Annotated in this window: 20 protein-coding genes and 1 pseudogene; 9 read left to right on the top strand and 12 right to left on the bottom strand. The window is 72.5% G+C overall.

Features of this window, described 5'->3' with window-relative positions; translation table 11 throughout:
* Window position 1: 1 nt before the first annotated feature.
* The 4 genes from cutA to ACWDVW_RS07130 are packed head-to-tail and all read left to right on the top strand — an operon-like array spanning window position 2 to window position 5,433.
* Window positions 2–322, top strand: coding sequence for a divalent-cation tolerance protein CutA (cutA, locus tag ACWDVW_RS07145; RefSeq protein WP_449945702.1), 321 nt, complete (start codon window positions 2–4; stop codon window positions 320–322).
* Between the two features lie 48 nt (window positions 323–370).
* Window positions 371–3,937, top strand: coding sequence for an SCO7613 C-terminal domain-containing membrane protein (locus ACWDVW_RS07140; protein ID WP_449945701.1), 3,567 nt, complete (start codon window positions 371–373; stop codon window positions 3,935–3,937).
* A gap of 57 nt (window positions 3,938–3,994) precedes the next feature.
* On the top strand, window positions 3,995–4,288 hold the full coding sequence (locus ACWDVW_RS07135) for a 4a-hydroxytetrahydrobiopterin dehydratase (protein WP_176095131.1): 294 nt from the start codon (window positions 3,995–3,997) through the stop codon (window positions 4,286–4,288).
* The gene (locus tag ACWDVW_RS07130; RefSeq protein ID WP_449945699.1) at window positions 4,285–5,433 is read left to right on the top strand and encodes an FHA domain-containing protein; all 1,149 of its coding nucleotides are present in this window, start codon (window positions 4,285–4,287) and stop codon (window positions 5,431–5,433) included. Before ACWDVW_RS07135 ends, ACWDVW_RS07130 begins: the two co-directional genes overlap by 4 nt.
* Before the next feature lie 130 nt (window positions 5,434–5,563).
* On the opposite strand, the gene rocD is transcribed toward ACWDVW_RS07130, so the two are convergent.
* The 6 genes and pseudogenes from rocD to ACWDVW_RS07100 form a co-directional block, all read right to left on the bottom strand.
* Entirely contained in the window at window positions 5,564–6,778 is a 1,215-nt protein-coding gene (gene rocD / locus ACWDVW_RS07125) for an ornithine--oxo-acid transaminase (protein WP_449945697.1), read from the bottom strand.
* The gene (ddaH, locus tag ACWDVW_RS07120) at window positions 6,775–7,584 is read right to left on the bottom strand and encodes a dimethylargininase (RefSeq protein WP_449945895.1); all 810 of its coding nucleotides are present in this window, start codon (window positions 7,582–7,584) and stop codon (window positions 6,775–6,777) included. Before ddaH ends, rocD begins: the two co-directional genes overlap by 4 nt.
* 1,308 nt (window positions 7,585–8,892) lie before the next feature.
* Entirely contained in the window at window positions 8,893–10,062 is a 1,170-nt protein-coding gene (locus ACWDVW_RS07115) for a thrombospondin (protein WP_449945695.1), read from the bottom strand.
* A gap of 513 nt (window positions 10,063–10,575) precedes the next feature.
* On the bottom strand, window positions 10,576–11,268 hold the full coding sequence (locus tag ACWDVW_RS07110; protein WP_449945694.1) for an SDR family NAD(P)-dependent oxidoreductase: 693 nt from the start codon (window positions 11,266–11,268) through the stop codon (window positions 10,576–10,578).
* A 130-nt stretch (window positions 11,269–11,398) separates the two neighbouring features.
* A pseudogene (locus ACWDVW_RS07105) lies at window positions 11,399–11,701 on the bottom strand (hypothetical protein); the annotation flags it as partial.
* Window positions 11,702–11,904: 203 nt separating this feature from the next.
* Window positions 11,905–12,120: a hypothetical protein gene (locus ACWDVW_RS07100; RefSeq protein ID WP_449945692.1), complete on the bottom strand. Its 216-nt coding sequence runs from the start codon at window positions 12,118–12,120 to the stop codon at window positions 11,905–11,907.
* 319 nt (window positions 12,121–12,439) lie between these two features.
* On the opposite strand from ACWDVW_RS07100, the gene ACWDVW_RS07095 reads away from it, so the two are divergent.
* From ACWDVW_RS07095 to ACWDVW_RS07085, 3 genes are read left to right on the top strand one after another with little or no spacing between them, the layout of a single operon-like run.
* On the top strand, window positions 12,440–13,327 hold the full coding sequence (locus tag ACWDVW_RS07095; RefSeq protein WP_449945690.1) for a helix-turn-helix domain-containing protein: 888 nt from the start codon (window positions 12,440–12,442) through the stop codon (window positions 13,325–13,327).
* A complete protein-coding gene (locus ACWDVW_RS07090) occupies window positions 13,320–13,517 on the top strand; it encodes a DUF397 domain-containing protein (RefSeq protein ID WP_117226020.1) in 198 nt (65 codons plus the stop codon). Before ACWDVW_RS07095 ends, ACWDVW_RS07090 begins: the two co-directional genes overlap by 8 nt.
* 31 nt (window positions 13,518–13,548) lie before the next feature.
* Window positions 13,549–14,373: an Fpg/Nei family DNA glycosylase gene (locus tag ACWDVW_RS07085; protein ID WP_449945688.1), complete on the top strand. Its 825-nt coding sequence runs from the start codon at window positions 13,549–13,551 to the stop codon at window positions 14,371–14,373.
* Between the two features lie 72 nt (window positions 14,374–14,445).
* Here the strand turns inward: ACWDVW_RS07085 and ACWDVW_RS07080 are convergent, their stop codons facing one another.
* The 6 genes from ACWDVW_RS07080 to ACWDVW_RS07055 all read right to left on the bottom strand — a co-directional run bounded on the left by ACWDVW_RS07080 (window position 14,446) and on the right by ACWDVW_RS07055 (window position 23,042).
* A complete protein-coding gene (locus ACWDVW_RS07080; protein ID WP_449945686.1) occupies window positions 14,446–16,056 on the bottom strand; it encodes a ricin-type beta-trefoil lectin domain protein in 1,611 nt (536 codons plus the stop codon).
* 156 nt (window positions 16,057–16,212) lie between these two features.
* A complete protein-coding gene (locus ACWDVW_RS07075) occupies window positions 16,213–17,724 on the bottom strand; it encodes a hypothetical protein (RefSeq protein WP_449945684.1) in 1,512 nt (503 codons plus the stop codon).
* Between the two features lie 398 nt (window positions 17,725–18,122).
* On the bottom strand, window positions 18,123–19,001 hold the full coding sequence (locus tag ACWDVW_RS07070) for an aminoglycoside phosphotransferase family protein (protein ID WP_449945682.1): 879 nt from the start codon (window positions 18,999–19,001) through the stop codon (window positions 18,123–18,125).
* Window positions 18,998–20,419: a WGR domain-containing protein gene (locus ACWDVW_RS07065; RefSeq protein WP_449945680.1), complete on the bottom strand. Its 1,422-nt coding sequence runs from the start codon at window positions 20,417–20,419 to the stop codon at window positions 18,998–19,000. Before ACWDVW_RS07065 ends, ACWDVW_RS07070 begins: the two co-directional genes overlap by 4 nt.
* 87 nt (window positions 20,420–20,506) lie before the next feature.
* Entirely contained in the window at window positions 20,507–21,880 is a 1,374-nt protein-coding gene (locus tag ACWDVW_RS07060; protein ID WP_449945678.1) for an FAD-dependent oxidoreductase, read from the bottom strand.
* Window positions 21,881–21,893: 13 nt separating this feature from the next.
* Window positions 21,894–23,042, bottom strand: a complete 1,149-nt coding sequence (locus tag ACWDVW_RS07055) for a carboxylate-amine ligase (RefSeq protein ID WP_449945676.1) — start codon at window positions 23,040–23,042, stop codon at window positions 21,894–21,896.
* Window positions 23,043–23,298: 256 nt separating this feature from the next.
* Here ACWDVW_RS07055 and ACWDVW_RS07050 point away from each other — a divergent pair, with 256 nt between their 5' ends.
* Together ACWDVW_RS07050 and ACWDVW_RS07045 are read left to right on the top strand one after the other, a co-directional pair.
* Complete coding sequence (locus tag ACWDVW_RS07050; protein ID WP_449945674.1) at window positions 23,299–24,717, top strand: carbohydrate-binding protein; 1,419 nt, start codon at window positions 23,299–23,301, stop codon at window positions 24,715–24,717.
* A 174-nt stretch (window positions 24,718–24,891) separates the two neighbouring features.
* Window positions 24,892–26,295, top strand: coding sequence for a chitinase (locus tag ACWDVW_RS07045; RefSeq protein WP_449945672.1), 1,404 nt, complete (start codon window positions 24,892–24,894; stop codon window positions 26,293–26,295).
* Window positions 26,296–26,315 lie beyond the last annotated feature (20 nt).

The following is a 26,315-nucleotide window of genomic DNA, read 5'->3' as shown; positions in this document are numbered from 1 at the left end:
GATGGACCAGATCAGCGTGGTGACGACGGTGGTGGACGCGCGGTCGGTCGCCGATCTGCTGGCCGCCGCCGCAGTGGCCGGTCGACTGGCGGCCTGTGCCCAGGTGGGCGGCCAGGTGGAGAGCACCTACTGGTGGCGTTCCGGGGTGGAGACGAGCACCGAGTGGTCGGTGCAGTTCAAGACCGCGCCGGACCGGGTCGAGGCGCTGGTGGAGCAGATCCGCACCAGCCATCCGTACGAGGTGCCGGAGATCCTGGTCAGCCGGGTGGACTGCGGCGACCCGGCGTACGCGACCTGGGTGTTCGAGCACACCCGCGCCTGAGTACGCGCACTCTGGTGCAGGTAGGGGTCGCCCGTAAAGGATGACCTCGTGGACAACGGCTACCCCTGCCCGGCCTGCGGCGCACCGGCGACTCTCCGCTCCGGCTGCACCGGTTGCGGTCGCCCGCCGCACGCCGCCGCCGCCGAGGTGATCCGGCTCGACCGGGAGATCGTCGTACTCGGCGGCGAGGTGCAACGGGCCCGTCAGGCGTTCGAGGGGTTGACCGGCCGACTGTCGGCGGTCCGTCGGCGTCGCGCCGAACTGGCCGCCGCCGTACGCGCCGAGTTCCCGGCGGGTCCGGTGGCGGGTCGGCCGAGCGTGCCGGTCGGTGCGGCGGCCCCGACCGCGTCGGCTCCGTGGATCGCACCCCGGGCTCCGATCCCCAGCGGCGCGGTCCCCGGCGGCCCGATCCCTGCTGGCGCGGTCCCCAGCGGCCCGATCCCGCCGGGACAGGTGCCTGGTGGACAGGTGCCCGGGGCCGGGTGGACGCCGGTTTCGGCGCTACCGGCCGCGAACGCCACCGGGCCGGGCGGGGCGGAGACCTCCACCAAGACGGTGCAGAACCTGCTCTTCATCCTCGGTGGCCTGCTGCTCGGCACTGCGGCGACGGTGTTCACCGCCGTCGCCTGGGCGTCGGTCGGGGTGCCCGGCCGGGCGTTGATCCTGCTGGCGATCACCGCGCTGATGCTCACCGTGCCGTTCGTCGCCCGCTGGCGTCGGCTGTACAGCACCGCCGAGACGTTCGCCGCCGTCGGCCTGCTGCTGGTGGTGCTCGACGGGTACGCCGCCTGGACGGTGGACCTGTTCGGTGTCACCGGTTGGCCGAGCAGCCGGTACGCGGGACTGGTCGCGCTGGTCGCGACCGGGGTGGCCGCCGGGTACGCCCTGGCCAGCCGGCTGACCGTGCCGTGGTTCGCGGCGCTGCTCACCGCGCAGCCGGTGGTGCCGCTGCTGGCCGCCGAGGCCCGGCCGGGACCGGCCGGGTGGGCGGTGGCCTGCGTCGGGGTGGCCCTGATGGACCTGGCCATGATCGTCGCACTGCGGCGTCGGATGGTCGTCGCGGGCGAGGGGGCCACGACGACTCCGGGGCTGCGGTTCGCCGGTGAGATGGCGGCCTGGATCGGGTACGCCGTGGCGCTGCTGCTCGCCGCCGGGTGTGCCCTGGCGTCGCTGCTGGTCGGCGAGGCCGGCGGCAGCACGGTGCTGGCCGGCGGGCCGATGCTGCTGGTGGCGCTCACCCTGCTCGGGGCGGCGCTGCTGGTCGGCGGGCCGACCGCGCGGGCGCTGGCCGGCGCGTTCCTGGTGCCGGCGCTGGCCGCCGCGGTGCTCCGGCCCGCCGCCGACGTGCAACCGTCGGTGTGGCTGCTGGCGGCGGGTCTGGTCGCGGTGGCGCTGGTCGGTGCGGTGCGGCTGCTGCCGGTGTCCTGGCGGCCCGGCCCTCGGGCGGGCACGATGCTGGTGGTCGGCGGGGTCGGGTTGCTGGTCACGCTGACGACCCTGGTGATGGCCGTGATCGCGGTGGGCAGGTCGGTGCCGACGTGGCGGGGGGCCGCGTCGGGAGAGACCTTCGACGGGGGCTGGCAGCTCGCCGTGGCGGTCGCCCTGGTCGCGGTGGCGGTGGGGTGGCTGCTGCCCCGGGAGGCCCGTCCGGCGGTCGCGGCGGTCGGCGTCGGCCTGGTCGCGCTGGCCGTACCACTCGCCTGGGCCGCGCCGTGGCCGGCGCTGGTCCTCCTGGACCTGCCGGTGGGGGCGGCGCTGGTGCTCGCCGCGGTGGCCCGTCCGGCGGTGCGTGGCCCGGTGTCGGCCGCTGCGGCACTGACCGGTGTCGCGCTGCTCGGGCACGGTCTGCTGGTGGGGCTGGCCGGACCGGCCGGAGCGGGCGCGGCCTGCGCGGTGATCGTGCTCGTCGGCGTCGGTGCGGCCGTTCTGGGCCGGCGCGGTGGTGTGGTGCAGCGGGTCGTCGGCGGGGTCGGTGCCGCCCTGGCGGTGCTGGTGGTGCCGGCCGGCGCGGCGATCGCGCTGATCGGTGCCGGCGCGTCGCCGTGGTGGCAGGCGCGGGCGGCCCTGGCCGCCCTCGTGCTGCCGGTGGTCGTGCTGCTTCTCGTCCGTCGACTCTGGCCGGACCTGCACCCGTACGCCTCGGCGGGCCTCGCCGTGGCGGCCGTGCTGACCGGCCTCGCGCCGCTGACGGTCCCGGCCGACGAGCGGCTGACGGTGTACGCGGCGGTCGCGGCGCTGCTGCTCGCGGTCTCCGTGGTCCGCTCCCGCCCACCGATTCCGGCGTTGGTGGCCGGGGTGGGACTGGCCGTGGTGGCGGTGCTGGCGGCGATCCCGGTGACGGTGGTCGCGCTGGTCACCCCGTACGGTCCGCCGCCCGTGCCGTGGTCCGGCGTGCCGTCGACGGTGGCCGCCCCGGGCGCGTTGCCGGTCGGCGTGGCGCTGACCGTGCTGGCCGTGGCGGCGGCGCTGGCCACCTGGCCGGCGGACCGCGCCGGTCGGGGCCGGCTGGTCGCGGTGCTGCTGCCGTTCGTGGCCGCCGCCGGGCAGGTGCTGCTGGTGGCCGCCGCCGCGCCCTGGCCGCTGGTGCCGGCGACGGCGCTGCTGGGCGGTGTGGCGCTGCTCCTGGTCGTCGCGCTGCGCGGCCGGTCCGGCGCGCTCCTCGGTGCCGGCCTGCCCGTCGGTCTGGTGCTGACCGGTGCCGGTCTGCTCAACCTCCAGGCCGTCCGGGCCGGCACGCTTGCCGGTCTCGGCCTGCTGGTGGTGGCGGCGACGGTGGTCGGGATGGCCGCCCGGGCGGTCGCGGTGCGCCTGGTCGGCTGGCTGGTCGCGGTCGCGTCGGCGACCGGCCTGGCGATCACCGCCCCGCTGGCCGCCGGGCTGCCGCTGCGGGTGGCGGGGTTCGCGGTGCTCGGTGTCGCGGTGCTGGTCCTCGCGCTGGCCGCCGCCCTGTCGGCGGTCCGGTCGGTGCTGGACGTCACCGCGCAGGCGGTGGCGCTGGTCGCGGTGCTGCTCACCATCGGCGCCGGCCGGCACGCCGCGACGATCTGCGTGCTCTGGGGAGTCGCGGTCGGGGTGCGGCTGCTGCGCCGGGGCGAGTCGACCGGACGACGGTGGGTCTTCGCCGCCGTGGCCGGTGGCAGCGAACTGTTCGCCGTCTGGCTGCTGCTGCGCTCCGGCGAGGTGACGGTGGTGGAGGCGTACACGGTGCCGGCCGCGGTGCTGGCGCTCGTGTTCGGTGCGGTGGCGATGCGTACCCGCCCGGGGTTGCGGAGTTGGCTCGCCCTCGGCCCGGGCCTGGTCGCCCTGCTGCTGCCCAGCCTGGCCGCCCTGCTGGCCAACGCCGACGACCAGCCGTGGCGCCGTCTGCTGCTCGGTGTCGCCGCGCTGGCCGTCACGCTGCTCGGGGCGGTCCGCCGCTGGCAGGCGCCGGTGGTGCTCGGTGGGTTGACCCTCGCCCGGCTCGCCCTGCACGAGGCGGGACGGAGCTGGGACCTGCTGCCCCGGTGGGTCTTCCTGGCGGTCGCCGGGTTGGCGCTGATCGGTCTCGCGGCCACCTACGAACGCCGCCGTCGCGACCTGGGTCGCCTCCGCGACGCCATGGGCCGGATGAGCTGATCGATGGCGCAGCCGCGGGTCGCGCCGCCGTCGGACGGCACGGGTAGGGTCCTTGCCATGGCTGACGTGCTCACCGCCGAGGCGGTGCGAAACGAGCTGGGTGGACTGGCGGACTGGTCGGGAGACCCCGCCGGGATCACCCGCACGGTGGAGCTGGCCAGCTTCCCGGCCGCCGTCACGGTCGTCGACCGGGTCGCCGTGGTGGCGGAGGAGCTGGACCATCACCCGGATATCGACATCCGGTGGCGGACGCTGACGTTCCGCTGTGTCACCCATTCGGCCGGCGGCGTCACCCTGCGCGACGTCGAGCTGGCCCGGCGGATCGACGAGATCGTGGGGGCGGCCCGATGAGGTTCGAGATCAGCAAGGTCCTGGACGCGATCGAGGGGCGGGTCTGCACCGACCCGCAGCTCGTCCGCGCGGTGATCGACCTCGCCGAGGTCATCCGCTACCAGGACCTGGACGGCGGCCGACCGGCCAGCACGCTGCGCCTCGGCATGGTCTTCGACGCGCTGGCGCGCAGCCTGGAGGAGGACACCGTCCCGGTCTACGCGGTGGTGCACCGGGGGGTGCTCTCCGACGCCGACCTGACCTCCAACGAGCGGATGGTGGTCCGCCGCTGGGCCGACGACGGCCTGGTCGAGGTGCTGGACAATCCGGGTGACCGGATGCTGGAGGTGGCCGACCTGCTCGGCCTGCCGGTGCTCAGCCGGGTCCGGTTCGACGGCCTGCGCGGGCGGTTCCCCTGGCTGGTCGATCAGCCCGGCCGGGCGCTCGCCCCGGTGCCCGGTGCCGGTGGGCCGGTCTTCATCGCCCATGTCGGTGGCGGCCACGTCCCGCTCACCGGGCCGCCGTCACCGGCCGGTGTCCAGTTGCTCGCCCGACAGTGGCGCTGTTCCGAGTCGGGCTGCACCCTCTTCGGCGGTGCCGGCGGCGGGGGTGCCTTCGCCGACCTGGCCCGGATCGACCGCGCGCCGACCGGCCAGCCGCCACCGTCGCTGCGCGGGGGCGTACCCACCTGTCCCCGGCACGGCACCCGGCTGCGCGACGACGGCCCCCGGCCACGCAGCGAGGTCCTCGCGGTACGCGTCGGCGGCCTGATCCGGCGTCGCTTCGTGCTGACCGAGGAACAGCCGGTGACGATCGGCCGCGCCCCGGAGAGCGCCAACGCGATCATGCTGGGCCAGTGGCTCAACGACGAGGCCCGCCGCTGGATCAGCCGCAGCCACCTGCGACTGGAGCTGCGCGGCGGCGACATCGTCGCCACCGACGTGAGCACCAACGGCTCCGGCATCCGGCCGGGCGGCTCGATGGCCGAGTCGGACCGCCTGCCGCTGGCGCCGCAGCAGTCCCGCGTCCTCGGGAGCGGGGACATGGTCGAGCTGTACCCGGGTGTGCAGATCGGTCGGCCGAGCGAGTTGCCGTCAGGCGCGCCGTACAACCCCGACTCGGTGATGTCCGAGGCGCCGACCATGGCGATACGCCTGCCCCGCTGACGCAGACGACGGCGGGCGCCGGGACCGTGGTCCCGACGCCCGCCCTACGGGTACGCCCCGTCCAGCCGCCACCGCGTCGGGCCGGTCACCGCGTCGTGCGGGTCTCGGCCTGTTACCTGGCGTGCGGGTGTCAGCCGGCCAGTACGGCCGCCAACTGGGCCACCGCGTGGTCGATCTCGTCTTCGGTGATCACCAGCGGCGGGGCGAGGCGGATGGTCGAGCCGTGGGTGTCCTTGGCCAGCACGCCGCGCTCCATCAGCCGCTCGCACGCCTCCCGGCCGCTCATCAGCGCCGGATCGATGTCCAGCCCGACCCACAGGCCCCGGCCGCGTACCGCGACCAGGCCCTTGCCGACCAGTGCCCGCAGCCCGGCGTGCAGACGCTCGCCCAGCTCGGCCGAGCGCCGCTGGAACTCCCCGGTGGCGAGCAGCCTGACCACCTCGGTGGCCACCGCGCAGGCCAGCGGATTGCCGCCGAACGTGGAGCCGTGCTGGCCGGGCTTGAGCACCCCGAGCACGGCCGCGTCGGCGGCCACCGCGGAGACCGGCACGATGCCGCCGCCGAGCGCCTTGCCCAGCAGGTACATGTCCGGCACCACGCCCTCCTGCTCGCAGGCGAAGGTGGCCCCGGTGCGGCCCAGGCCGGACTGGATCTCGTCGGCGATGAAGAGCATGCTGCGCTCGTCGCAGAGCCGCCGGACGCCGGCCAGGTAGCCCTCCGGCGGCACCACCACGCCCTGCTCGCCCTGGATCGGCTCCAGCAGCACCGCGACGGTGTGCTCGTCGACCGCCTCGACCAGCGCGGCCAGGTCGCCGTAGGGGACGATCCGGAAGCCCGGCGTGTACGGCCCGAAGTCGGCCCGCGCGTCCTCGTCGGTGGAGAAGCTGACGATGGTGGTGGTCCGGCCGTGGAAGTTGCCGTCCGCGACCACGATGGTGGCCTGCCCGTCCGGTACGCCCTTGACCTGGTAGCCCCACTTGCGGGCGACCTTGATGCCGGTCTCCACCGCCTCGGCGCCGGTGTTCATCGGCAGCACGAGATCCTTGCCGCACAGCGCCGCGAGCTCCCGACAGAAGTCGGCGAACTGGTCGTGCACGAACGCCCGGCTGGTCAGCGTCAACCGGTCGAGCTGGGCGTGCGCGGCGGCGATCAGCGTCGGGTGCCGGTGGCCGAAGTTCAGCGCCGAGTAGCCGGCGAGACAGTCGAGATACCGCCGACCGTCCACGTCGGTGACCCAGGCGCCCTCGGCGGAGGAGATCACCACCGGCAGCGGGTGGTAGTTGTGCGCGGTGTGACGCTCGGCGTCCCGCACCGCGGCCGGAGTCCGCAGCATGTCCTCGATCACTGGCTTGCCTTTCCGAGTCGCAACGTGCAGCACTTCGGGCCACCGCCGGCCTTACGCAGCTCGGACAGATCGACACCGATAGTCTGATAGCCCCGGTCCCGCAGCTTCGCGGCCAGGCCGGTGGCCTGCTCCGGCAGCACCACGTGCCGACCGTCGCTGACCGCGTTCAGGCCGAGCACCTCGGCGTCGGCCATGCTGGCGTGCACCGCGTCCGGGAACAGCCGGCGCAACACCGCCTGGCTGCCGGGGGAGAACGCCTCCGGCAGGTACGCCACGGTCCGCTCGTCGAGCACGGTGAGCGCGGTGTCCAGGTGATAGAAGCGCGGGTCGACGAGCTGCATGGTGACCACCGGGTAGCCGAACACCTCCTGCAACTGCGTGTGCGAGGCGTGCGCGGTCCGGAAGCCGGTGCCGGCGAGCAACACGTCCCCGGCGAGCAGGACGTCGCCCTCGCCCTCGTTGACGTGCTTCGGGTCGTACACGTAGAACCCGGCGGCCTCGAACCAGGACCGGTACGCGGGCGCCTCGTCGGCGCGCTGCGGGTCGCGGAACTGCACGGCCATCGCCCGGTCACCGATCACGGTGCCCCCGTTGGCGGCGAAGACCATGTCGGGCAGGCCCGGCAGCGGGGTGATCTCCTCGACGACGTGACCCAGGTCGCGGTACACCTGCCGCAGCCGCTCCCACTGCCGGACGGCACGCTCGGTGTCGACCGGGGCGGTCGGGTCCATCCACGGGTTGATCGCATAATCGACGGCGAAGTACGTCGGCCGGCACATCAGGAAGCGCTGGCTGGTGGCGTCCATCGTCATTGTCCTGCTCCCAGGCTCGGGCGCGCCCTGGCCACCGTCGGCCCACGGGCTGGCGCCGTTGCTCAACGTTATGCGCCCGCCAGCCGCATAATCCACCGCCGAGCCTTGCGCAGCGCGACTGATCGTTGCGTCTCAGGTCTTGCTAGTGGTGGATCGTTGCGTCCACGTGTCGACGGCCGGTGTGAGGGTCCCTCGCCTCGCTCACCGTGAGTGGTCGTCTCGCCGCGCGGTCGGTGGCTTCCGTAGCGGTGGCGTCGGTTTGCGGAAGCCGCCCCCGGGGACGCTGCCCGGCTCCCGGGGCACTATCGGCGCTCGCGGTGTGCGGGGTGCTGTCGGTGTCCGGGGTGCTGTCGGTGTCCTGGGTGCTTGCGGTGTCGGGCATCGTCGGCGTTGTCGCTCGGGTCCGCTGTCGGCCCCCGGCGCTGTCGATGTCGGGGCTTTGACGGTGAGGGCTGTCGGTCCCTGGAGGTTGTCGGCGTCGTGGACGCTGTCGGGCGCTGCCGGTGTCCGGGGCAGTGTCGGCGCCGTCAACCGGGGGCGCTGTCGGTCGGGGTGTCGGCGGTCGGGTGCTGGCGGTCGGTTGTCGGCGGTCGGTGCTGGCGGTCGGGGTGTCGGTGGTCGGGGTGTCGGTGGTCGGGGTGTTGTCGGTCGGGCGTCGGCGGTCGGGGTTCTGGCGGCTTGGGCGCGGTTGGTCGGGTGGAATCGGCCGGAGTGGCGTCCGCCCGAGCGACCAGCCACCACCGTCCCGTCAGCTGAACGCAGATCTTGGAAAGTTTCCGTTAGCTGCTAACGGAAACTTTCCAAGAATGCTGGGCAGCAGGTCCTGCCGGGGGTGTGTGCGGAGGACGCGGTCAGGCGACCTGGCCGCCGCACGCCCCGCCCACTCCGCAGGCAAGGCCCCAGTTGCCGCGACTCGGCCGAGCACCCGCGGTCGCCCCTGCTTCTCAGACCACGAGGGTCGCCCACACGCCGCTGCGTGGCCCCACGGCCTACTCACGCCGCTGCGTGGCCCCACGGCCTACTCACGCCGCTGCGTGGCCCCACGGCCTTACTGACACCGTCGCATGGCCCCACTGCCTTACTCACCCCGCCGCAGGCTTCACGGCCTTACTCACACCGCTGCATCGTCCCTGGCAGGAGAGGACTGCGCGAGGTGCACCGGACACGCGTCAGGGGCGGCGAACCGCCGCCCCTGACGAGGGTGTGTGCGCCCGGCTGGTGAACCACCAGAACTGGTCGGGCTACGGCCGGTAACTCGCCGGCCGGGCGCCGGTGAACCACCGGCGGGGCGAAATGTGCCCCCTAGATACGGTCGACAAACTGTGAGTCGAGCCACTCACGGAAGCGGGCCACGGTGTCGCCGTCGGTGCTCGGCCAGTCGTACTGGCCGGTCATCGCCAGGATGCCGAGGACCACCGCGCCGAGGCCGATGGCGATGCCGAACAGCGCGTCGGCCTTGCCCGCGATGTGCCGCCGCCGGGTGGCGATCAGGCCCAGCACGGCGAGGACAGCGCCGATCGCACCGACCGCGATGCCGTATCCGGCGAGGGTTCCGGTGAGGACGAAGAGGATGCCGCCGACGCCGACGATCAGGCCCAGGGTGGCCAGCAGGCTGGCTCGGGGGCGCGGACCGGCGGGTGCGGCCGGGGCGTCGGGAGCGGGAACGGTGTCCCGGTCGGCCGCCGTGTCGCGGTCGCGCACAGTGTCGCGGCTGCCCACAGTGTCGCGGTCGCGCACAGCGTCGCGGTCGGTCGTGGTGTCCCGGTCGGTGGTGGCCGGGGTCCGGTCGGTACGCACGTCCGGGTCGGTGTCGGTGACCGGGGCGGAGGCCGTGACCGGGGCGGTGCTGCGGGCGCGGCGGGAGCCGTCGACGCCGGAACGGGCGGTGGCGGCGCGCGCCACGGCGGCCCGCTCGTCGGTGGGAGCGTCGGTCGTCCGACCGGTACCGGCTTCGGTGGTGGTGGCCGCACCGGCGGCGTTGTCCCGGTCGGCGGCCCGCGCGGACGCCGTGCGGTCTCGGTCGGTCGCGCGAGCGGTGGCGGCGTGGTCCGCGTCGGCAGCGGTGCGATCTGCGGCTACGGCGCCGACGGCGCGATCCGATCCGGTGGAGCGTGGGGTGTCGGTGCCGTCCACTGCGGCGGCGCGGGTGGCGGCCGTGCTGTCCCGTCCGGTGGCGCGTCCGGTGGCGGCGCGGAGCCGGTCGGTGGCGCGCTCGGCGGCGGCGCGGTATCGGCCGGCGGCCCGCTCGGCGGTGATGCGGCCGCCGTCGGCGTCGCGTTCGGCGGCGGTGCGGTCCGGGTCGGTGGTCGTGGCGGTGGAAGCCGCCGCGCCCCGGTAGGTTGTGCCGTCGTCGGTGCGTCCGTCGGCGGCGGGACGGGCCTCGGTGGCTACCGTGCCGGTGCGGTCGGCCTCGTCGCCGGGGGCCGGGGGCGGTGCGGGCTCCTCCCGGCGGGACAGCGAAGGAAATCTCATGGGTTCACCTCCAGGTCATGCGTGGCCGGCGCCGACCCCGTCCTTCGCCCGCCACGCGTCAACGCCACCGAGATACCCAGCCCGCACTTTCCCGACACCCGTGCGGCATCGAGCCGACTGGATCTTGGGAAGCTCGGTTCGCCGGGGAGGAAGGACCCGGCAGCGGCGGTGCAGGATCCGGCTCGGCAACGAGGCAGGACCGGCTCGGCAGCGAGGGCGGATCCGGCCCAGCAGCGAGGGCCCAGCAGCGAGGGCGCGCAGCACCTCGTCACCGGCCGCGTGGCCCAGCGAGTCGTTGATCGCCTGAGCCGCCGTCCGGCCGGGAGCCGACGCCCGCTCAGCAGCGGTGGCCCGGCAGCGAGGGCTCAGCAGCGATGGCCCGGTAGCGAGGGCTCAGCAGCGGTGGCCCGGTAGCGATGGCCCGGCAGCGAGGACCCGGCAGCGATGGCCGGCAGCGAGGGCGGGCAGCGAGGGCGGGCGGTGAGGGCGGGCGGTGAGGGCGGGCAGTGAGGGTCAGCGGCGGGGACGGGTGAGGGGTGCCAGGAGGGTGGTGAGCAGGGCCGCCCGCCGGGGACGGGAGACCAGGACGGGCCGGTTGCGGACGCACCGGACGAGGACGTCCACCGCGCGGTCCACCGTCATCATCAGCGGCCGGACCGGGCCCTTCGCCATCTTGGTGTCGACGAACCCGAACCGCACGGTGGTCACGCTCACGCCCTGACCGCGCAGCGCCGCCGAGAGCCCCATCAGGTACGACGACAGCCCCGCCTTCGACCCGGTGTACCCGGGTGCGTCGCCGGAGACCATCCGGTCGGCCATGCTGGACAGCCCGATGAGGTGCCCGTCACCGGCGGCCACCATCCTCGGCACGACGGTGGCGACCGTGCGGGCCGCCCCGATCAGGTTGACCTCCAGGGTGCGGGTCTGCGCCTCCAGATCGGCCAGGTCGACGGGCTCACCGATGCCGGCGGCGTACACGCAGAGGTCCACCCCGTCCAGCTCGTCGATCGCCTTGGCCAACACCTCCGGATAGTCCGGCGCGGTCACGTCGACGGTGTGGTGGGCGTACGTGGGGACACCGATGCCGTTGTCGCGGCGGGACACTCCGGCGACCCGCCAGCCGTCGGCGAGCAGCCGTCGGGTGAACGCCAGCCCGATCCCGTCACTGTTGCCGATCACCACTGCGCAGCGCATTCGTTCCGCCATGCCCCACCGTCCTCATCGCACCGATGGTGCCCGCCCTACCGGCGGCCCGAGGCGCAATTGAACCAGAGTTTTCTGAGTACTCCCTACCAATGAGTAGCAGGTGCGGGCGGCTGTCGGCGTACGCCTCGGGTCGGGGCCGGTGCGGTGCGGGCGGAGGTCTGCCGGGTGCGGCGCGGACCAGGGTGAGGCCGGCGCGCTGGACGAAAATCGACCGGCGGGTGACCGCGTGACCCTGGATGTCGAGCTGGTATCCGTCGAGCCAGACCCACCCGTCGTAGGTGGTCCAGTCCAGTTCACGGATCACCCGGAACATGATCGAACGGTGGAACTGCACGCTGGCCCGACGGGTCACCCGCAACAGGTCACCGGCCCGAAGCTGACCATCGTGCCCCCGGTCGGCCGGGGCCCGGCCCTGCCGAGTGCGGCCGTGGATGCGGTCGGCGGGGACCTGGTCGGCGGGGATGTGGTCGGCCGGGACCTGGTCGGCGGGGATGTGGTCGGCGGGGATGTGGTCGGCCGGGACTCGGGCGGGCGGGGCCTGATCGGCCGGGATGTGGTCGGCCGGGACCTGGTCGGGCAGCGTGCGGTCGGGTGGCGCGTGGTCGGGCGGGGTGCGGTTGGCGGGAAGGTGCGGGGTCACAGCCAGCCCAGGAAGCGGTGGTGCAGGGTGCCGGCGGTCGCCCAGGACATGTCCTGGCTGGCGGCCACCAGGCAGGAACTCAGGTAGAGCCGCAGCGAGACCGGCGCCTGGTCGTACTCGGCGCGCAGTTCGATGCGGCGGCGGGCGCAGGGCCAGGGCCGGTCGCATCCGGCGCAGATCCAAGTGGGCAGCACCGGGCCGTGGCGGGTCACCGTTGACCACCCGGGGAGTACGCGACCGTGCCGGTCGTGGTCGTGGCGGCTACGCGCATCGTGGTCCTCTCCGCGCGGCGGTGATCGTCGACAAGAACTGCTCCGTTGCCTTTTTCACGTCAATTCATGACGGCATTTCATCCAGCGCCGGACACCAACCACAATCCCGCTGCCGCCCATCTTGCACAACGTTCCGCACCGTCCTAATGTCTTTCGGTAATTGTGCGCGACGAATGGAAATGAATCGCGGGCAGCCGGAAACACGATTGCGTGTGTCCGGAAACATCACGTGTTGCAGGAGGGAAAGCGGTGATGTTGCATGCTGGATGAAACAAGCGGGTCCACCGTGCCCCGGCGGCAGCTCGGGCGACTCTTCACCGAGCTGCGGGAGCATGCCATGGTCACCCTCGACGAGGCGGCGGGGGCGCTGGACTGTTCACGACAGAAGATCTGGCGGATCGAGAAGGGCCTGGTGCCGGTCCGGCTGGTGGACGCCCGCGCGATGTGCGATCTCTATCGGGTGCCGGAGGAGATGGCGGCGATCGTCGCCGGGCTCGCGAAGGAGACCCGGGCCAAGGGGTGGTGGCATGCCTACGGTGATGTGGTCCCCTCCTGGTTCTCGCTCTACGTCGGCCTGGAATCGGCCGCCTCCCTGATTCGGCGCTACGATTCCGAGTTGATTCCCGGGTTGCTGCAAACCCGCGCCTACGCCAGCGAACTCTTCCGCCGCAAGAACCCGACGATGACCTCCGAGGAGCGGGAGAAACTGGTGGCGGTGCGCCTGCAGCGGCAGAGCATCCTGGTCCGTCGGCTGCCCGTCGCGCCGACGCTCCAGGTGGTGCTCAGCGAGGCCGTGCTGCGCCGCACCATCCCCGACCGGCGGGCGATGGTCGAGCAACTCCGCCACCTGCTCGACGTGGCCGCGCTGCCGAACGTCTCGCTGCGGGTCCTGCCGCTGGCCGCCGGCCCGCCGCTGGCCAGCGAGACCGGCACCTTCGTCGTGCTGGGCTTCCCGCAGGGGCTCGGCCGGGCCTCGACCGAGCCGACCACCGTCTATCTGGAGAACATCACCGGCGCGCTCTATCTCGACCGGCCGGCGGAGGTGGCCGCCTTCGCCCACGTCTGGAACGACCTGGAGTCCCTCGCCTCCGATGAGGCAGAATCAGAGAAAATGATCAACATGATCATCGAGGAGCATCATGACTGATCTGGCCGGGGCCGTCTGGCGCAAGAGCACCCGCAGCGGCGGGAGCGGAGGCGACTGCGTCGAGGTGGCCGACAACCTGCCCGGCGTGGTGGCCGTCCGCGACAGCAAGGACCCGTGCGGCCCGGTGCTCACCGTCACGCCGTACGCCTGGACGGCCTTCGTGCGGCAGGTGCGGCACCGCTCACACTGACCACGGCGGCGGGCTGACTACGCTTGGTGTCGTGCCAGAGGGACATACGATCCATCGCCTGGCGGCCCGGCACGCCGAGCTGTTCGCCGGGGACAAGGTGCTCGCCGCCAGCCCTCAGGGCCGGTTCGCCGAGGGTGCCGCGCTGATCTCCGGCAGTGTGCTGGAGGCCACCGAGGCGTACGGCAAGCACCTGCTGCACTACTACGCCGGTGAGCGGACGCTGCACGTACACCTCGGTCTCTACGGCAAGGTGACCGACGGTGACGGCGAGCCGCCGGAGCCGGTGGGTCAGATCCGGCTGCGGCTGGCCAGCGACCGGCACTGGCTCGACCTGCGCGGGCCGACCGCGTGTGAGCTGCTCACCCCGCCCGAGGTGGCGGCGCTGCGGGCCCGCCTCGGCCCCGATCCGCTGCGTACCGACGCCGACCCGGACCGCGCGTACGACCGGATCCGGCGCAGCTCGACGCCGCTGGCCTCGCTGCTGCTGGACCAGTCGGTGGTGGCCGGCACCGGTCTGATCTTCGTGATGGAGGTGCTGTTCCGTGCCGGACTGCCGCCGAGGCTGCCCGGCCGGGAGCTGACCCGTCCCGCCTGGGACGCCATCTGGGCCGACCTGGTCGAGCTGATGACGCTCGCCGTCGCCGTCGGTCGCATCGACACCGTCCGCGCCGCGCACCTGCCCGAGGCGATGGGCCGCCCGGCCCGGGTCGACCGGCACGGCGGCGAGGTGTACGTCTATCGTCGTGCCGCCCAGCCCTGCCACGTCTGCGGCACCGCCGTCAGCCGGGGCACCCTGGGCGCCCGAAACCTGTACTGGTGCTCGACGTGTCAGAGCGAAGGAAGGGTCCCCTGCTAACGCCTCGCGTATAGCAGGGGACCCTTCCTCACCTCCGGCGACGGTGCTCGCGCCCGTCGATCCGGGGCGCGGTTACTGCTTGCGCCAGTTCTGGTCGGCGTAGCCCTTGTCGGTGAAGATGATGAGCGGCTTGTTCGGGTCGGCCATGATCGTGTCGAGGACCTTGCCGTTCAGCTTGCTGACGATGCGGCCCTTCGAGTTCATCTGCCAGTGCTGAGCAGGGTTGCCGCTACAGGTGGTCGCCTGCACCACCGTGTTGTCCTCGGAACCACCCCAGGCGATGTCCATGCAGAGACCACGGGAACGGATGGTCCCGTCGCTGCGGAAGGTCCACCACTGCGCCGGATCCTCGGTGCAGGTGCGCAGCCTGAGCTGCATCCCGTCGCCGGCGCCGGAACTGACGCAACGCTTCGTCTGTACGTGGAGGATCTGCACCGCGTCGGCCGGGCGCGTCGGCTTCGGGTCGGGGGCCGGCGGCGGCGGTGCGCCCGCGTTCGCCCCCGCAGTACTGGGGCTGCTCGGGCTCGGGCTCGGGCTGCCGGAGGGGCTGGCGTCCGGACTCGGACTCGGGCTCGGGGACCCGGACGACGACGGGGTGGGTGAGGGGGAGGGGCTGGTCGGCAGGTTCGCCGTCAGCCGGCTGTCGAGCGCGTACACGTCGGTGAAGGTCTTCACCGACCGCAGGAACGTCTCGGTCTGCCGGTCGATGGTGCCACCGTTCTGCCGCACCGCCGTGGTGCCGTTGCGGTACGCGGCGAGCGCCAACTGAAGGGGGTCCCCCTTCAGGCCGGACAGCTCACGGACCAGGCTGCACAGGGCGTAGCCCATGGTGGGGACGGCGACCTCCGGCTCCCACACCGAACGACCCTTCGGCCCGTACGACTGCCACATGTCCGGCCGGAACTGCGCGACGCCGCGTTGACCGGTCGCACCGAGCCGGTTCGCGTCGAACCCGGACTGCGCCATGATGTGGGCGGCGACCAGTGGTGGGGTCACCTCCTGGCAGAGCGAACCCGCCCGGTTGATGTGCTGCACGTACTCGGCGGGAACCCCCTTCGCCTCGGCGGCCGGTGCCGTCTGGGCCGTCTCACCCGGACCGCCGAACTGCCGCAGCTTGCCGTAGTACCCGGCGTAGGCGCTGACCTGGTCGACGTAGGTCGTTGCCGTGTCGGGCACCCCACGGACCTGGGCGACGGAGTTCAGCCCGACGTGGAAGGCGGCCACCGCGAGACGCCACTGGTCACCGGCGGCACCCGCCAGCCGGAGATGGCCGGTGAGGTCGCACATCTGGTGGGCGAGCGCCAGAATGTTCGCCGACACATCGGAGCGTCGGGCGTCCGGCCACGGCTTCCACGCCTGCCACTTGTCGTCTTCGAGGCCGGCGATGCCCTGACCGCCGGAGACGGTCCGCGCCGCCCGGTCGTCCAGGCCCGACTCGGCCATCAGTTGTCCGGCGAGTCTCGCCGGGGTCAGCGTCGGGCAGGACCCGGCGGCAGCGATGAGCACGGTCATCTGCTTGTCGGTGACCGCGTCGCCGACGATCACGTCGTCGCGGGCAGAGGCGACGCCGAAACCGACGGCGGCGACGGCGGAGAGGACCGCGAGCGCGGCCAGGACGAACGCCACGAACCGGCGCGGCATCCGCTCCAGTTTGAGCTTCTTGAGGATGAGGTCGCGAGTCACAGGTAGGCCAATCCCTTTCGGCGTGGCGACACCTGTGGCGACGGATCTGGATCGCTGCGCGTTCACGACCTCGCCGAGAAACTTTCCGGTCCGGCCCCGGAGCTTCGTCGGCGCGGCTGTCCTGGACGGTCGAGGAGCCACCGCACCCATCTCGACTCAGGGGGACGGCGGCAGCGTGTGTGGCTGATCCGGCAGGTAGACGTGATAGTCCCCGACTGTCGTGACCTGATGGCTCCGCCGCGTGCCGGCAAGCCATGCGCGTAGCCGGTCGTCCAGGGCGTGTGGCGTCGGTGCGACATACGCGGGACGGTCCGCCGTGGCCACGGCCTCGCGATACGGCAGGTACCGGTCGAGCCCGGGAGCGAGATCATCGTTGAGTACGGCGCACCGAACCCTCTCCCGAGTCGCGAAGGTGAGCCGGTTGCACGTCCAGTAGTCGGCGTACACCTCCGAGACGCCCGTCTGCACGAGATGGGCCGCGAGCAGGTCGCGGCGGGCCTCGACGGCCCGGACCGTCGGCACGTGCAGCATCAGCCCGGATGTCGCCACCGCCATCGTGCTCAGCAGAGCGGCGGACGGCACCACTGCCGCCCATCGACGGCGACGTCGCCACCGGGAATCGGCGGCGGCCACGAGCCGCGCGGTGAGTCGCCAGAGAGGCCAGAGCACGACGGGAGTCGAGATGAGCAGCGGTGACAGGTAACGAGCGCTCTCCACCGGGGTCGCTGCGGCGGCGGAACTGCGCGCGTACGCGACGATGCTGACGACGGCGGCGAGGACCAGGGCGAGGCGTACCACGTTGCGGAACTGGTCGCGCTCGGAGCGTCGGATGCCACGGACGGCGAGGACGCCGGCGGCAGCGAGCAGCGCGAGGTAGGGGACGGCCCAGGCGACCTGCCAGGGCTCGCACCGGCCGGGTGAGCAGAGCCCGACACCCATCGGGATGCCGAACAGGACGCCCCCGCTCACTCTCGCCGCGACGGAGGCCGCGTCACCCGGATCGCTCTGCCTGAGGAAGACGGCCAGAGAGCTCTCGGCCAGCGGCGACGTGAGGTCGTGCCACAACAACGGGGCCGCTCCGACGATGAAGCCGAGCAGCACCCAGGCGGGCCATCCGCGTCCCTGTCCGCGAGATCGACGCAGTGCGAGGAAGAGGACGGCGGCAGCGGCCGCGAGATACGGCAGGATCAGCCAGTGAGTCCAGAAGAGCAGCCCGGCGACCGCCCCCCAGAGGGTGAGGATCCATCGACGGGGACGTAGCATACCCAGGCCGAGGAGGGCCGCCAACAGAATCAGCCACACCGCCCCCGGACTGATCTCTGGATAGCCGCCTGCGGCGATGAGCTGGTTCTTGATCACCCGATCGGATCCCAGCGCCAGGACGGCGATCGTCACCACTGCGGGCCAGGGGCCGACGATCAGCCGGGACAGGGCGAACATGCCGACCACGAACACCAGATAGAAGAGCAGCGTCGGTAGCCGCAGCGCCACCGTCGACGGGCCGAACAACCAGAACATCGGGGCGGCCACGTACGCCTCGATCGTGCCCATGTAGGACTGACCGTAGAAGAAGACGGGAAAGTCCTCACCACGCGAGATGTGCAGCGCCGCCAGCCCCATCGTGGCCTCGTCGCTGTTGGTGGGAGGCACGCCGAGCGCGATCAGCACCGCCCGATAGATAAGCCCGCCGGCTCCGACAAGGCAGGCGATCCTGGTGGGCAGATCCCACAGGGATCTGTTCCTCGGCTCGACAGCGGCATCGCTGAGCTGCGCAGTGCCGGGCACAGAAACCTCGTTCCCCCATGATGGTCAGAGACGTCGAGTGCGCTTGTTGTCGACCAGTTGTGCCAGGTGTCTTCCAATGGTGTGGCGAATACCCTACGCGGTTCGATGTCTCACGGAGTGACATGGCGTCGCGAGTCGCTTCCGACCTGCGTGAAGATTGCGGAAACAGGCACACGACGTGGTCGCATCAAAGGATCGCCAGCAAAGAGGGCGACACCACTGATGCCTGACCTTTCGGGAAGCTCGTGACTTCGGTGTCTCGCATTTCTGCGATGTGCTGGTCATGGCTGGTCGAGGAGCCAGTGGACTATCTCGACGTGTTCGGCGAAGACCGTGTCACCGGCGATGCTCCAGGCCATCGTGTGGCCGATCGTCCAGTCGCGTACCCGGTCCCGGTCCAGGCCCAGCTCGGCGCTGAGCCGGTCGAGCCGGCGGCGCACCGCTGCGGGGGAGTGGCCCAGCTCGGTGCCGCGCACCATCGGCACCGCCGAGAACTCCCGCTCACCGACGAGCGGCTTCGGGTCGATCGCCAGCCACGGCTCGCGGGTGGCCCGCAGCACGTTGGCGGCGTGCAGGTCCTGGTTGACCAGCACCTGTTCGCCCTGACTACCGGCCAGCCCGGAGAGCAGGTCGAGGGCGAGGTCCACCAATCGCCGCTCGTACGGTCGCCCGGCCCGCTCCCAGGCGGCCGGTAGCGAGACCGTCCAGCCCGCCACCGCCTCGGCCAGCGACAGGAACGGCCCGTCGGTCGGCTGCCAGAGGCGGGGGAGCAGCGCCACCACCGCGTCCAGCGCGTCGTCCAGCGGGAGTACGCGCAACGGCGTACCGGGGTCGCAGCGCTCGATCAGCAACGCCCGCCGGTCGGGGTCGTGGGCGAGCAGCCGGGCGGCGCCGTCGCCGTTCCAGTGGTGCAGCGCGGCCGCCTCGTGTTCGCTCTCCGGGTCGGGGAACTGCATCTTCAGCACCGCCCGGGTGCCGTCGGGCAGGTCGGCCGGCACCACCAGCGAGGTCATGCCGTACCCGAAGGGCGGCCCGACCCGCAGCGACCAGTGCCGGGCGCACGCGGCCAGCAGGTCCGGCAGCCCGGCCAGCCACTGCGCGCCGCCCGGCATGGCGCGCAACCAGGTCAACTCGTCGGGGATCCGCAGCGCGCCCGTCACCGCAGGCGGCGGATGTCGCCGTAGGCACGGTAGAAGCCGCCCCGGCCGGACTCGCGGACGTCGGTGACCAGATAGCGGGCGCCGGGCTGGCGGATGCCCTTGGGGAACTGCACCGACCAGTTCCGGTGGTAGCCGGCGGAGAGCACGTGCACCCGCAGCCGACCGCCCTGCTCGACGCACTCGACGATCACCCCGTCACCGGAGTCGGCGACCACCTCGACCTGCGTGACCGCGGCCGGCTCGGGCATTCGGGCCGGTGCCTTCACGTCGACCACGTCCGGCACACTGCCCCCCTCGGCCGCCCGGATCGCCGGCTCGCTGGCGTCGATGCAGGCCAGGTGGCCGCTGGTGGTGACCACGTAGAGGCGCTGGTCGTGGTACTGCATGGAGTACGCCGAGCCGCAGCCGGTGCCGAGCTTCCACAACCGGGTGCCGTCCTCGGCGAAGCAGTAGATCGAGGACTGGCTGTCACCGGCGAAGACGTACCGGCCGTCGGAGGCGGTGGCGCAGGAGAAGACCGGCGCGTCGGCGCGGTAGGTGCGGGCGTACCCGCCGTCCTTGCCGATGCGGACCACCTCGCGGGTCGCGGTGCCGGCGAACACCGCGTCGCGCTCCTGCCAGCCGAACAGCACCGAGCCGGTGCGGGTGTGCCACAGCTCCTGCCCGGTCCGCCAGTCGTAGCCGCTGACCCCGGTCGAGTCGCCGTGGTAGACCGCGTCGCTGTCGCAGCGCACCATCCAGGCCGAACTGCCGCGCCCGCCCCGACGCCAGAGGAACTCGTCCTCGTGGTCGACGGCGGCGATCCCGCCGTCGGCGTCGGAGACACCCAGCACGCCGTCGTGGATGTCCAGCCAGTAGATGTCGATGTCGGGCGCGATCGTGTACGCCACCCGGGGGATCTTGCCGGAGAGGTCGTAGACGTTGCCGTCGTCGCAGCCGGCGTAGATCCAGGCGTCGTCGGCGACGATGCACTTCACCCCGTCGGGCAGGCGGACCTGGTCCAGCACCCGGGCGTCGTGGTCGAGCGTGGTGATGACGCCCCGCTCGTTGCCGACCGTGCAGGTGCGGCCGTCGATGAAGATGCCGAACGCGGGAGCGCCGGAGTCGTAGCGCCACAGCACCGGTGCGGTGCGGGCGGTCGAGCGGGTGCTGACGATCTGCCGCCGGGACACCGAGCGCTTCTGGCGGACGCCCGGCACCGCCGGGGCGTACCCCTTGCGGACCTTCTCGCCGATCTTCTTCGCGGCGGCGGCCCGCGCCCGCGCGTTGTCCGGGTAGCCGGAGGTCTTGACCTGCCCCTGGTCGCCGATCCGGCCGTAGCGCACGGTCAGCGTGGCATCGTCGACCACCACCTCGTAGAACTTGTGCGCTGCACCGTCCGTTTCGGACAGTTCGAGGTAAGTCGTCTCCTGCGACATGCGGGTCCTCCGAGGGGTCGGCACCGCCCCTGTCTGGGGCGGCAGGCACAACCTAGCCACCCCCACCGACAGAGAACCGAGCAGACCTCAGCGCGGGTCGAGCGCGTCGACCGCCTTGCGGGCCGCGACCAGCACCGGGTCCCAGACCGGGGCGTACGGCGGGGCGTAGCCGAGATCGAGCGCGGTCATGTCGTCCACCGTCATCCGGTTCCACAGCGCCACGGCCAACGTGTCGATCCGCTTCGCCGCCTCGGTCCAGCCGACGATCTGGGCACCGAGCAGCCGCCCGCTCGGACGTTCGGCGATCAGCTTGACCGTCATCGGCCGGGCACCCGGGTAGTAACCGGCGCGGTTGGTCGACTCGGCGATCACCGAGACGAACTCGAAGCCGGCCGCCAACGCGTCGCGCTCCCGTAGCCCGGTCCGCCCCACCTCCAGGTCGCAGACCTTCGCCACGGCCGTGCCGATCACCCCGGCGAAGGTGGCGTACCCGCCGCCGATGTTGATCCCGGCCACCCGGCCCTGCTTGTTGGCGTGCGTGCCGAGCGGCACGTGCACCGGCATGCCGCTGACCCGGTGCAGGGTCTCCACACAGTCCCCGGCGGCCCACACCCCGGCCGTCTCGGCGACCCGCATCCGGCGGTCCACCCGGATGCCACCGGTCGGACCGAGCGGCATCCCGGCCGCCTCGGCGAGCGCGGTGTTGGGGCGTACGCCGAGGCCGAGCACCACCACGTCGGCCGGGATCGGGCCGTCGTCGGTGACCACCTCGCTGACCCGGCCGTCGCGGACGGTGAGCGCGTCGACGCGTACGCCGGTGCGGATGTCCACGCCCAGACCCCGCATCGCCTCGGTGACCAGCGTGGCCATGTCCGGGTCCACGGTCGACATCGGCTGCTCGTCCCGCTCGACCAGGGTCACCGACAGCCCGCGCCGGACCAGCGCCTCGGCCATCTCCACGCCGATGTAGCCGCCACCGACCACCACCGCGTGCTGCGGCTTCGGGTCGGACTCCAGCCACTTGCGCAGGGCCGCGCCGTCGTCGAGCGTCTGCACCCCGAAGACCCCGAGCGCATCCGTACGCGCCCAGTCCGGCTTGGTCGGCACCGCGCCGGTGGCGTACATCAGGGTGTCGAAGCCCTCCCGGATCTCGCCGCCGCCCTCCAGATCGCGGGCGACCACCTCGCGGCGGTCCAGGTCGATCTCGGTGACCTCGTGCCGGAGCCGGACGTCGATGTCGTACTTCTCCCGGTGGGTCGCCGGGTCCCGGGCCACGAGCTGCTGCGCGTCGCCGACCAGTCCGCTGATCCAGTACGGGATGCCGCACGCCGAGTACGAGGTGTAGTGGCCCCGCTCGAACGCGACGATCTCCAGGTCGTCCGGGCCGCGGCGGCGCCGCGCCTGGGCGGCAGCCGCCATGCCGGCGGCGTCCCCGCCGACGACGATCAACCGTTCCGCCACGGCCATCCTCCTGTCACTCGGGGATCTCGCCCCGGGTCTGTCGCGCCACGTCCGCCACCACATCCTCCAACCGACCGGTACGCGCGAACACCGCGCGCTGTCGCGCCGCGCCGGTGCCGTGCTCCCGCAGCCGGTCCAGCAGCTCGGTCACCTCGGCGAGGTCACCGTGCCGGTCCAGCGCCGGGCCGAGCCGCCCGACGAGCTGGTTGAGCAGGTCCCACGCCGGGCGCAGCTCACCGGTGGCCAGGTCGACCGCGTCGCCCTCCAGCCCGTCGTGCGCGGCCCGCCAGTGCGCGCCGACCAGCAGGTGGTGGTCGGCGGGCAGCGGCGGCCGTCCGGCGGCGATGTCGTCCAGCGCGGTCGCCACCAGCGCGCGGACCAGGCCGGCGACCAGGACCGCGTCGTCCACCGTGGGGCAGACGTCGCCGATGCGCAGCTCGACCGTCGGGTACTTGGCCGACAGCCGGGCGTACCAGTAGAGCATCCCCTCGTCGAGCATCACCCCGCTGCCGATCAGCTGGTCGATCAGCCGTCGGTAGTGGTGGTGGGAGTTCAGGAACGGCGTCGGCGCCACCGACGGCCAGCGTTCCCACTCGATCGAGCGCCAGCTCGCGTACCCGGTGTCCTCGCCCCCGGAGTACGGCGAGTTGGTGGTGACGGCGTGCAGGATCGGCAGCCACGGCCGGACGTGGTTGAGCACCTGCACCCCGGTGTCCGGGTCCGGCACCCCGACGTGCACGTGCATGCCGTTGTTGCCCGGCCCCGGCACCAGCAGCCGGTAGCGCTCGATCATCCGGTCGAAGCGGGGCTTGTCCACCACCGGCGGCACCGGCCCGTCGATCGGCCCGGTGCCGATGGCGAGCAGTTGGGCACCGGCCCGGTCGGCGGCGTCGGCGAGCGAGGCGCGCAGCAGGGCCAGGGAGTGCCGGATCGAGGAGAGCTCCAGCCCGGGCGGGCTGCCGATCTCGATCTGGCTGGTCTGGAACTCGCGTTCCACCTGACCGTGGAGTTCCGCCGGGACCTGTTCCAACACCGCCTCGACGGCGGGCACCGCTGCGCCGCCGTCCGGGTCGACCAGCAGGAACTCCTCCTCGACCCCCACCGTGAGCAGGTCGGTCTCCTCGACCTGCCCGGTCGGCGCCGTCGCCACCTGCCTGACCATCACCACCACCGTCCGCTCCTGCCGGAGCGGTCCGTCCGCGCCGTCGGGCGGCAATTACCCCCTGTGGTGGTCGGGGGAAACCCGCCCTGCTCGTGTAAGGAGGGGTCCCCTGATAACGCCTCGTGCATAGCAGGGGACCCCTCCTAACATCCGGGCCGAACGAGAGCCGGTCGATCGACATTGACAACTGTTCGAGTCGGACGTACAACTCCTGAGAGAGCGCTCTCACATCCCCGTCCCGCAGAGAGGCACGTCCATGACACCTGCCCCGGCGGCGCCCGCCGCCCTGCCCGCGCGACGCCGGCTGCGGCTCGCGTTGGCCCTGATCACCGCCACCGTCACCGGCGTCGCGGGGCTCGCCGCGACCGCCGACGCCGCCGTGCCGACGCCCCCGTCCGGGTGGAGCCTGGTGTGGAGCGACGACTTCACCGGCGCCGCCGGCACCCTGCCGTCGTCCAGCAACTGGATCATCGACACCGGCACCAGCTACCCGGGCGGGCCGCCCAACTGGGGCACCGGCGAGATCCAGACGTACACCAACAGCACCTCGAACGTCAGCCACGACGGCGCCGGCAACCTGCGGATCACGCCGCTGCGTGACAGTTCCGGCCGCTGGACCTCGGCCCGGATCGAGACGGTACGCAGCAACTTCAAGGCCCCGAGCGGCGGCATCCTGGCCATCGAGGGCCGCATCCAGATGCCCAACGTCACCGGCGCCGCCGCCTCCGGCTACTGGCCCGCGTTCTGGGCGCTCGGCTCGCCGTACCGGGGCAACTACCAGAACTGGCCCGGCATCGGCGAGTTCGACGTGATGGAGAACGTCAACGGGCTCAACACGGTCTGGGGCGTGCTGCACTGCGGCGTGGCGCCCGGCGGCCCGTGCGACGAGCACAACGGCCTCGGTGGCTCCCGCGCCTGCCCCGGCAGCACCTGCCAGTCGGCCTTCCACACCTACCGCTTCGAGTGGGACGCCTCGACCAGCCCGCAGCAACTGCGCTGGTACGTCGACGGGCAGCTCTACCACTCCGTCAGCCAGTCCCGGGTCGGCGAGCCGTACTGGTCGCAGATGACCAGCCACGCGGGCTACTTCCTGCTGCTCAACGTCGCCATGGGCGGCGCCTTCCCGAACGGGGTGGCCGGCAGCGCCACGCCGACCTCGGCCACCGTGCCGGGGCGTCCGATGCTCGTCGACTACGTGGCCGTCTACAGCCGTGGCGGCAGCACCCCGCCGACCACCCCGCCGCCGACCACGCCACCCCCGACCGGGGTGCGGGACGCGTACGGCACCATCCAGGCCGAGTCGTACAACGCGCAGAACGGCGTGATCGTCGAGGCGTGCTCCGAGGGCGGGCAGAACATCGCGGCGCTGCGCAACGGTGACTGGGTCCGCTTCGACAACGTCGACTTCGGCTCCACCGCGCCGCGCGACTTCGTGGCCCGGGTCGCCTCCGGCGCGGCGGCCGGCGTCAGCGGCCTGGTCGAGGTGCGGATCGGCAGCCCGACGAGTACGCCGATCGGCAGCTTCGCCCTCGCCAACACCGGCGGGTGGCAGAGCTGGCGCTCGGTGCCCGGCAACGTCACCTCGGTGACCGGTCGACAGACCGTCTACCTGACGTTCAGCAGCGGCCAGCCGAACGACTTCGTCAACGTCAACTGGTTCCAGTTCCGCCGCTGAGCGCGGTGCTCGGGTAAGGGGTTCGTGCAAGGAGGGGTCCCCTGCTAACGCCTCGTGCATAGCAGGGGACCCCTCCTAACAACCCCACGCCAGCTCTGGACAGAAATAGTTAACAGTCTTAATAATGAGCGCCAGGTCGATGCCCATGGATTTCCGTCCGGTCTGGAGGCTCACATGAAACGGTCCCGAACCCTGGTGCTCACAGTGGTCGGCGCACTGGCCGCCGCGCTCGGTGCGGTCTGGCTGGCGCCCGCCGCGTACGCCGCCGGAGTCACCGCCAGCTTCGCCAAGACGTCCGACTGGGGCTCCGGTTGGGAGGCGAAGTACACCATCACCAACGGCAGCAGCAGCACGGTCAACGGCTGGAGCCTCGCCTTCGACCTGCCCAACGGCACCACGCTCGGCAGCTACTGGGACGCGCTGCTGACCTCCAGCGGCCAGCGCCACACGTTCACCAACCGCTCCTGGAACGGCACCATCGCCCCCGGCGCGTCGGTCTCCTTCGGCTTCCTCGGCAACGGTTCCGGCGTACCCACGAACTGCCGGCTCAACGGCGCGGCCTGCGCCGGTGGCACCACCCCGACCACGCCGCCGCCGACCACCCCGCCCCCGACGACGCCGCCGCCGACCACGCCACCTCCGACGACCCCGCCGCCGACCAGCCCGCCGCCGGTCACCGGCCTGCCGAAGCACATCCTCACCGGGTACTGGCACAACTTCGACAACCCGGCCGTCGAGCTGCGGCTGCGCGACGTGCCCACCGAGTACGACCTGGTCGCAGTCGCCTTCGCCGACGCCACCACCACGCCCGGCGCGGTCTCCTTCGCCATCGACCCGGGCCTGTCCGCCTCGCTCGGCGGCTACACCGACGCCGACTTCTCCGCCGACGTGCGCACCCTCCAGAGCCGCGGCAAGAAGGTGATCATCTCGGTCGGCGGCGAGACCGGCCGGGTCGCGGTGAACGACGCGGCGTCCGCGGTGGCCTTCGCCGACAGTGTGTACGCGCTGATCCAGCGCTACGGCTTCGACGGCGTCGACGTCGACCTGGAGAACGGCCTGAACCCGACCTACATGGGGCAGGCGCTGCGCTCCCTGCGGGCGAAGGTGGGCAGTCGGCTGATCATCGCGATGGCACCGCAGACCATCGACATGCAGAACCCCACCACCAGCTACTTCAAGCTGGCGCTGGACATCAAGGACATCCTGACCGTGGTGAACACCCAGTTCTACAACTCCGGGGCGATGCTCGGCTGCGACAACAACGCCGCGTACGCCCAGGGCACGGTCAACTTCATCGTCGCGCTGGCCTGCATCCAGTTGGAGGCGGGACTACGGCCCGACCAGGTCGGGCTCGGTCTGCCGGCCGGTCCCGGGGCGGCCGGTGGCGGCATCGTCGCGCCCAGCGTGGTCAACGCCGCGATGGACTGCCTGACCCGGGGCACCAACTGCGGCAGCTTCCGCCCGCCGCGTACCTACCCGGGGCTGCGGGGCGCGATGACCTGGTCGATCAACTGGGACGTCACCCACAACAACTCCTTCGCCCGCACCGTCGCCCCCCACCTCCGCACCCTCCCCTGACCGCCACCGGCCCCGCCCGC

The organism is Micromonospora sp. NPDC003241 (genome assembly GCF_053589795.1).
The sequence above is the reverse complement of the archived record's forward strand: the minus strand, read 5'-3'. Positions and strand labels throughout refer to the sequence as shown.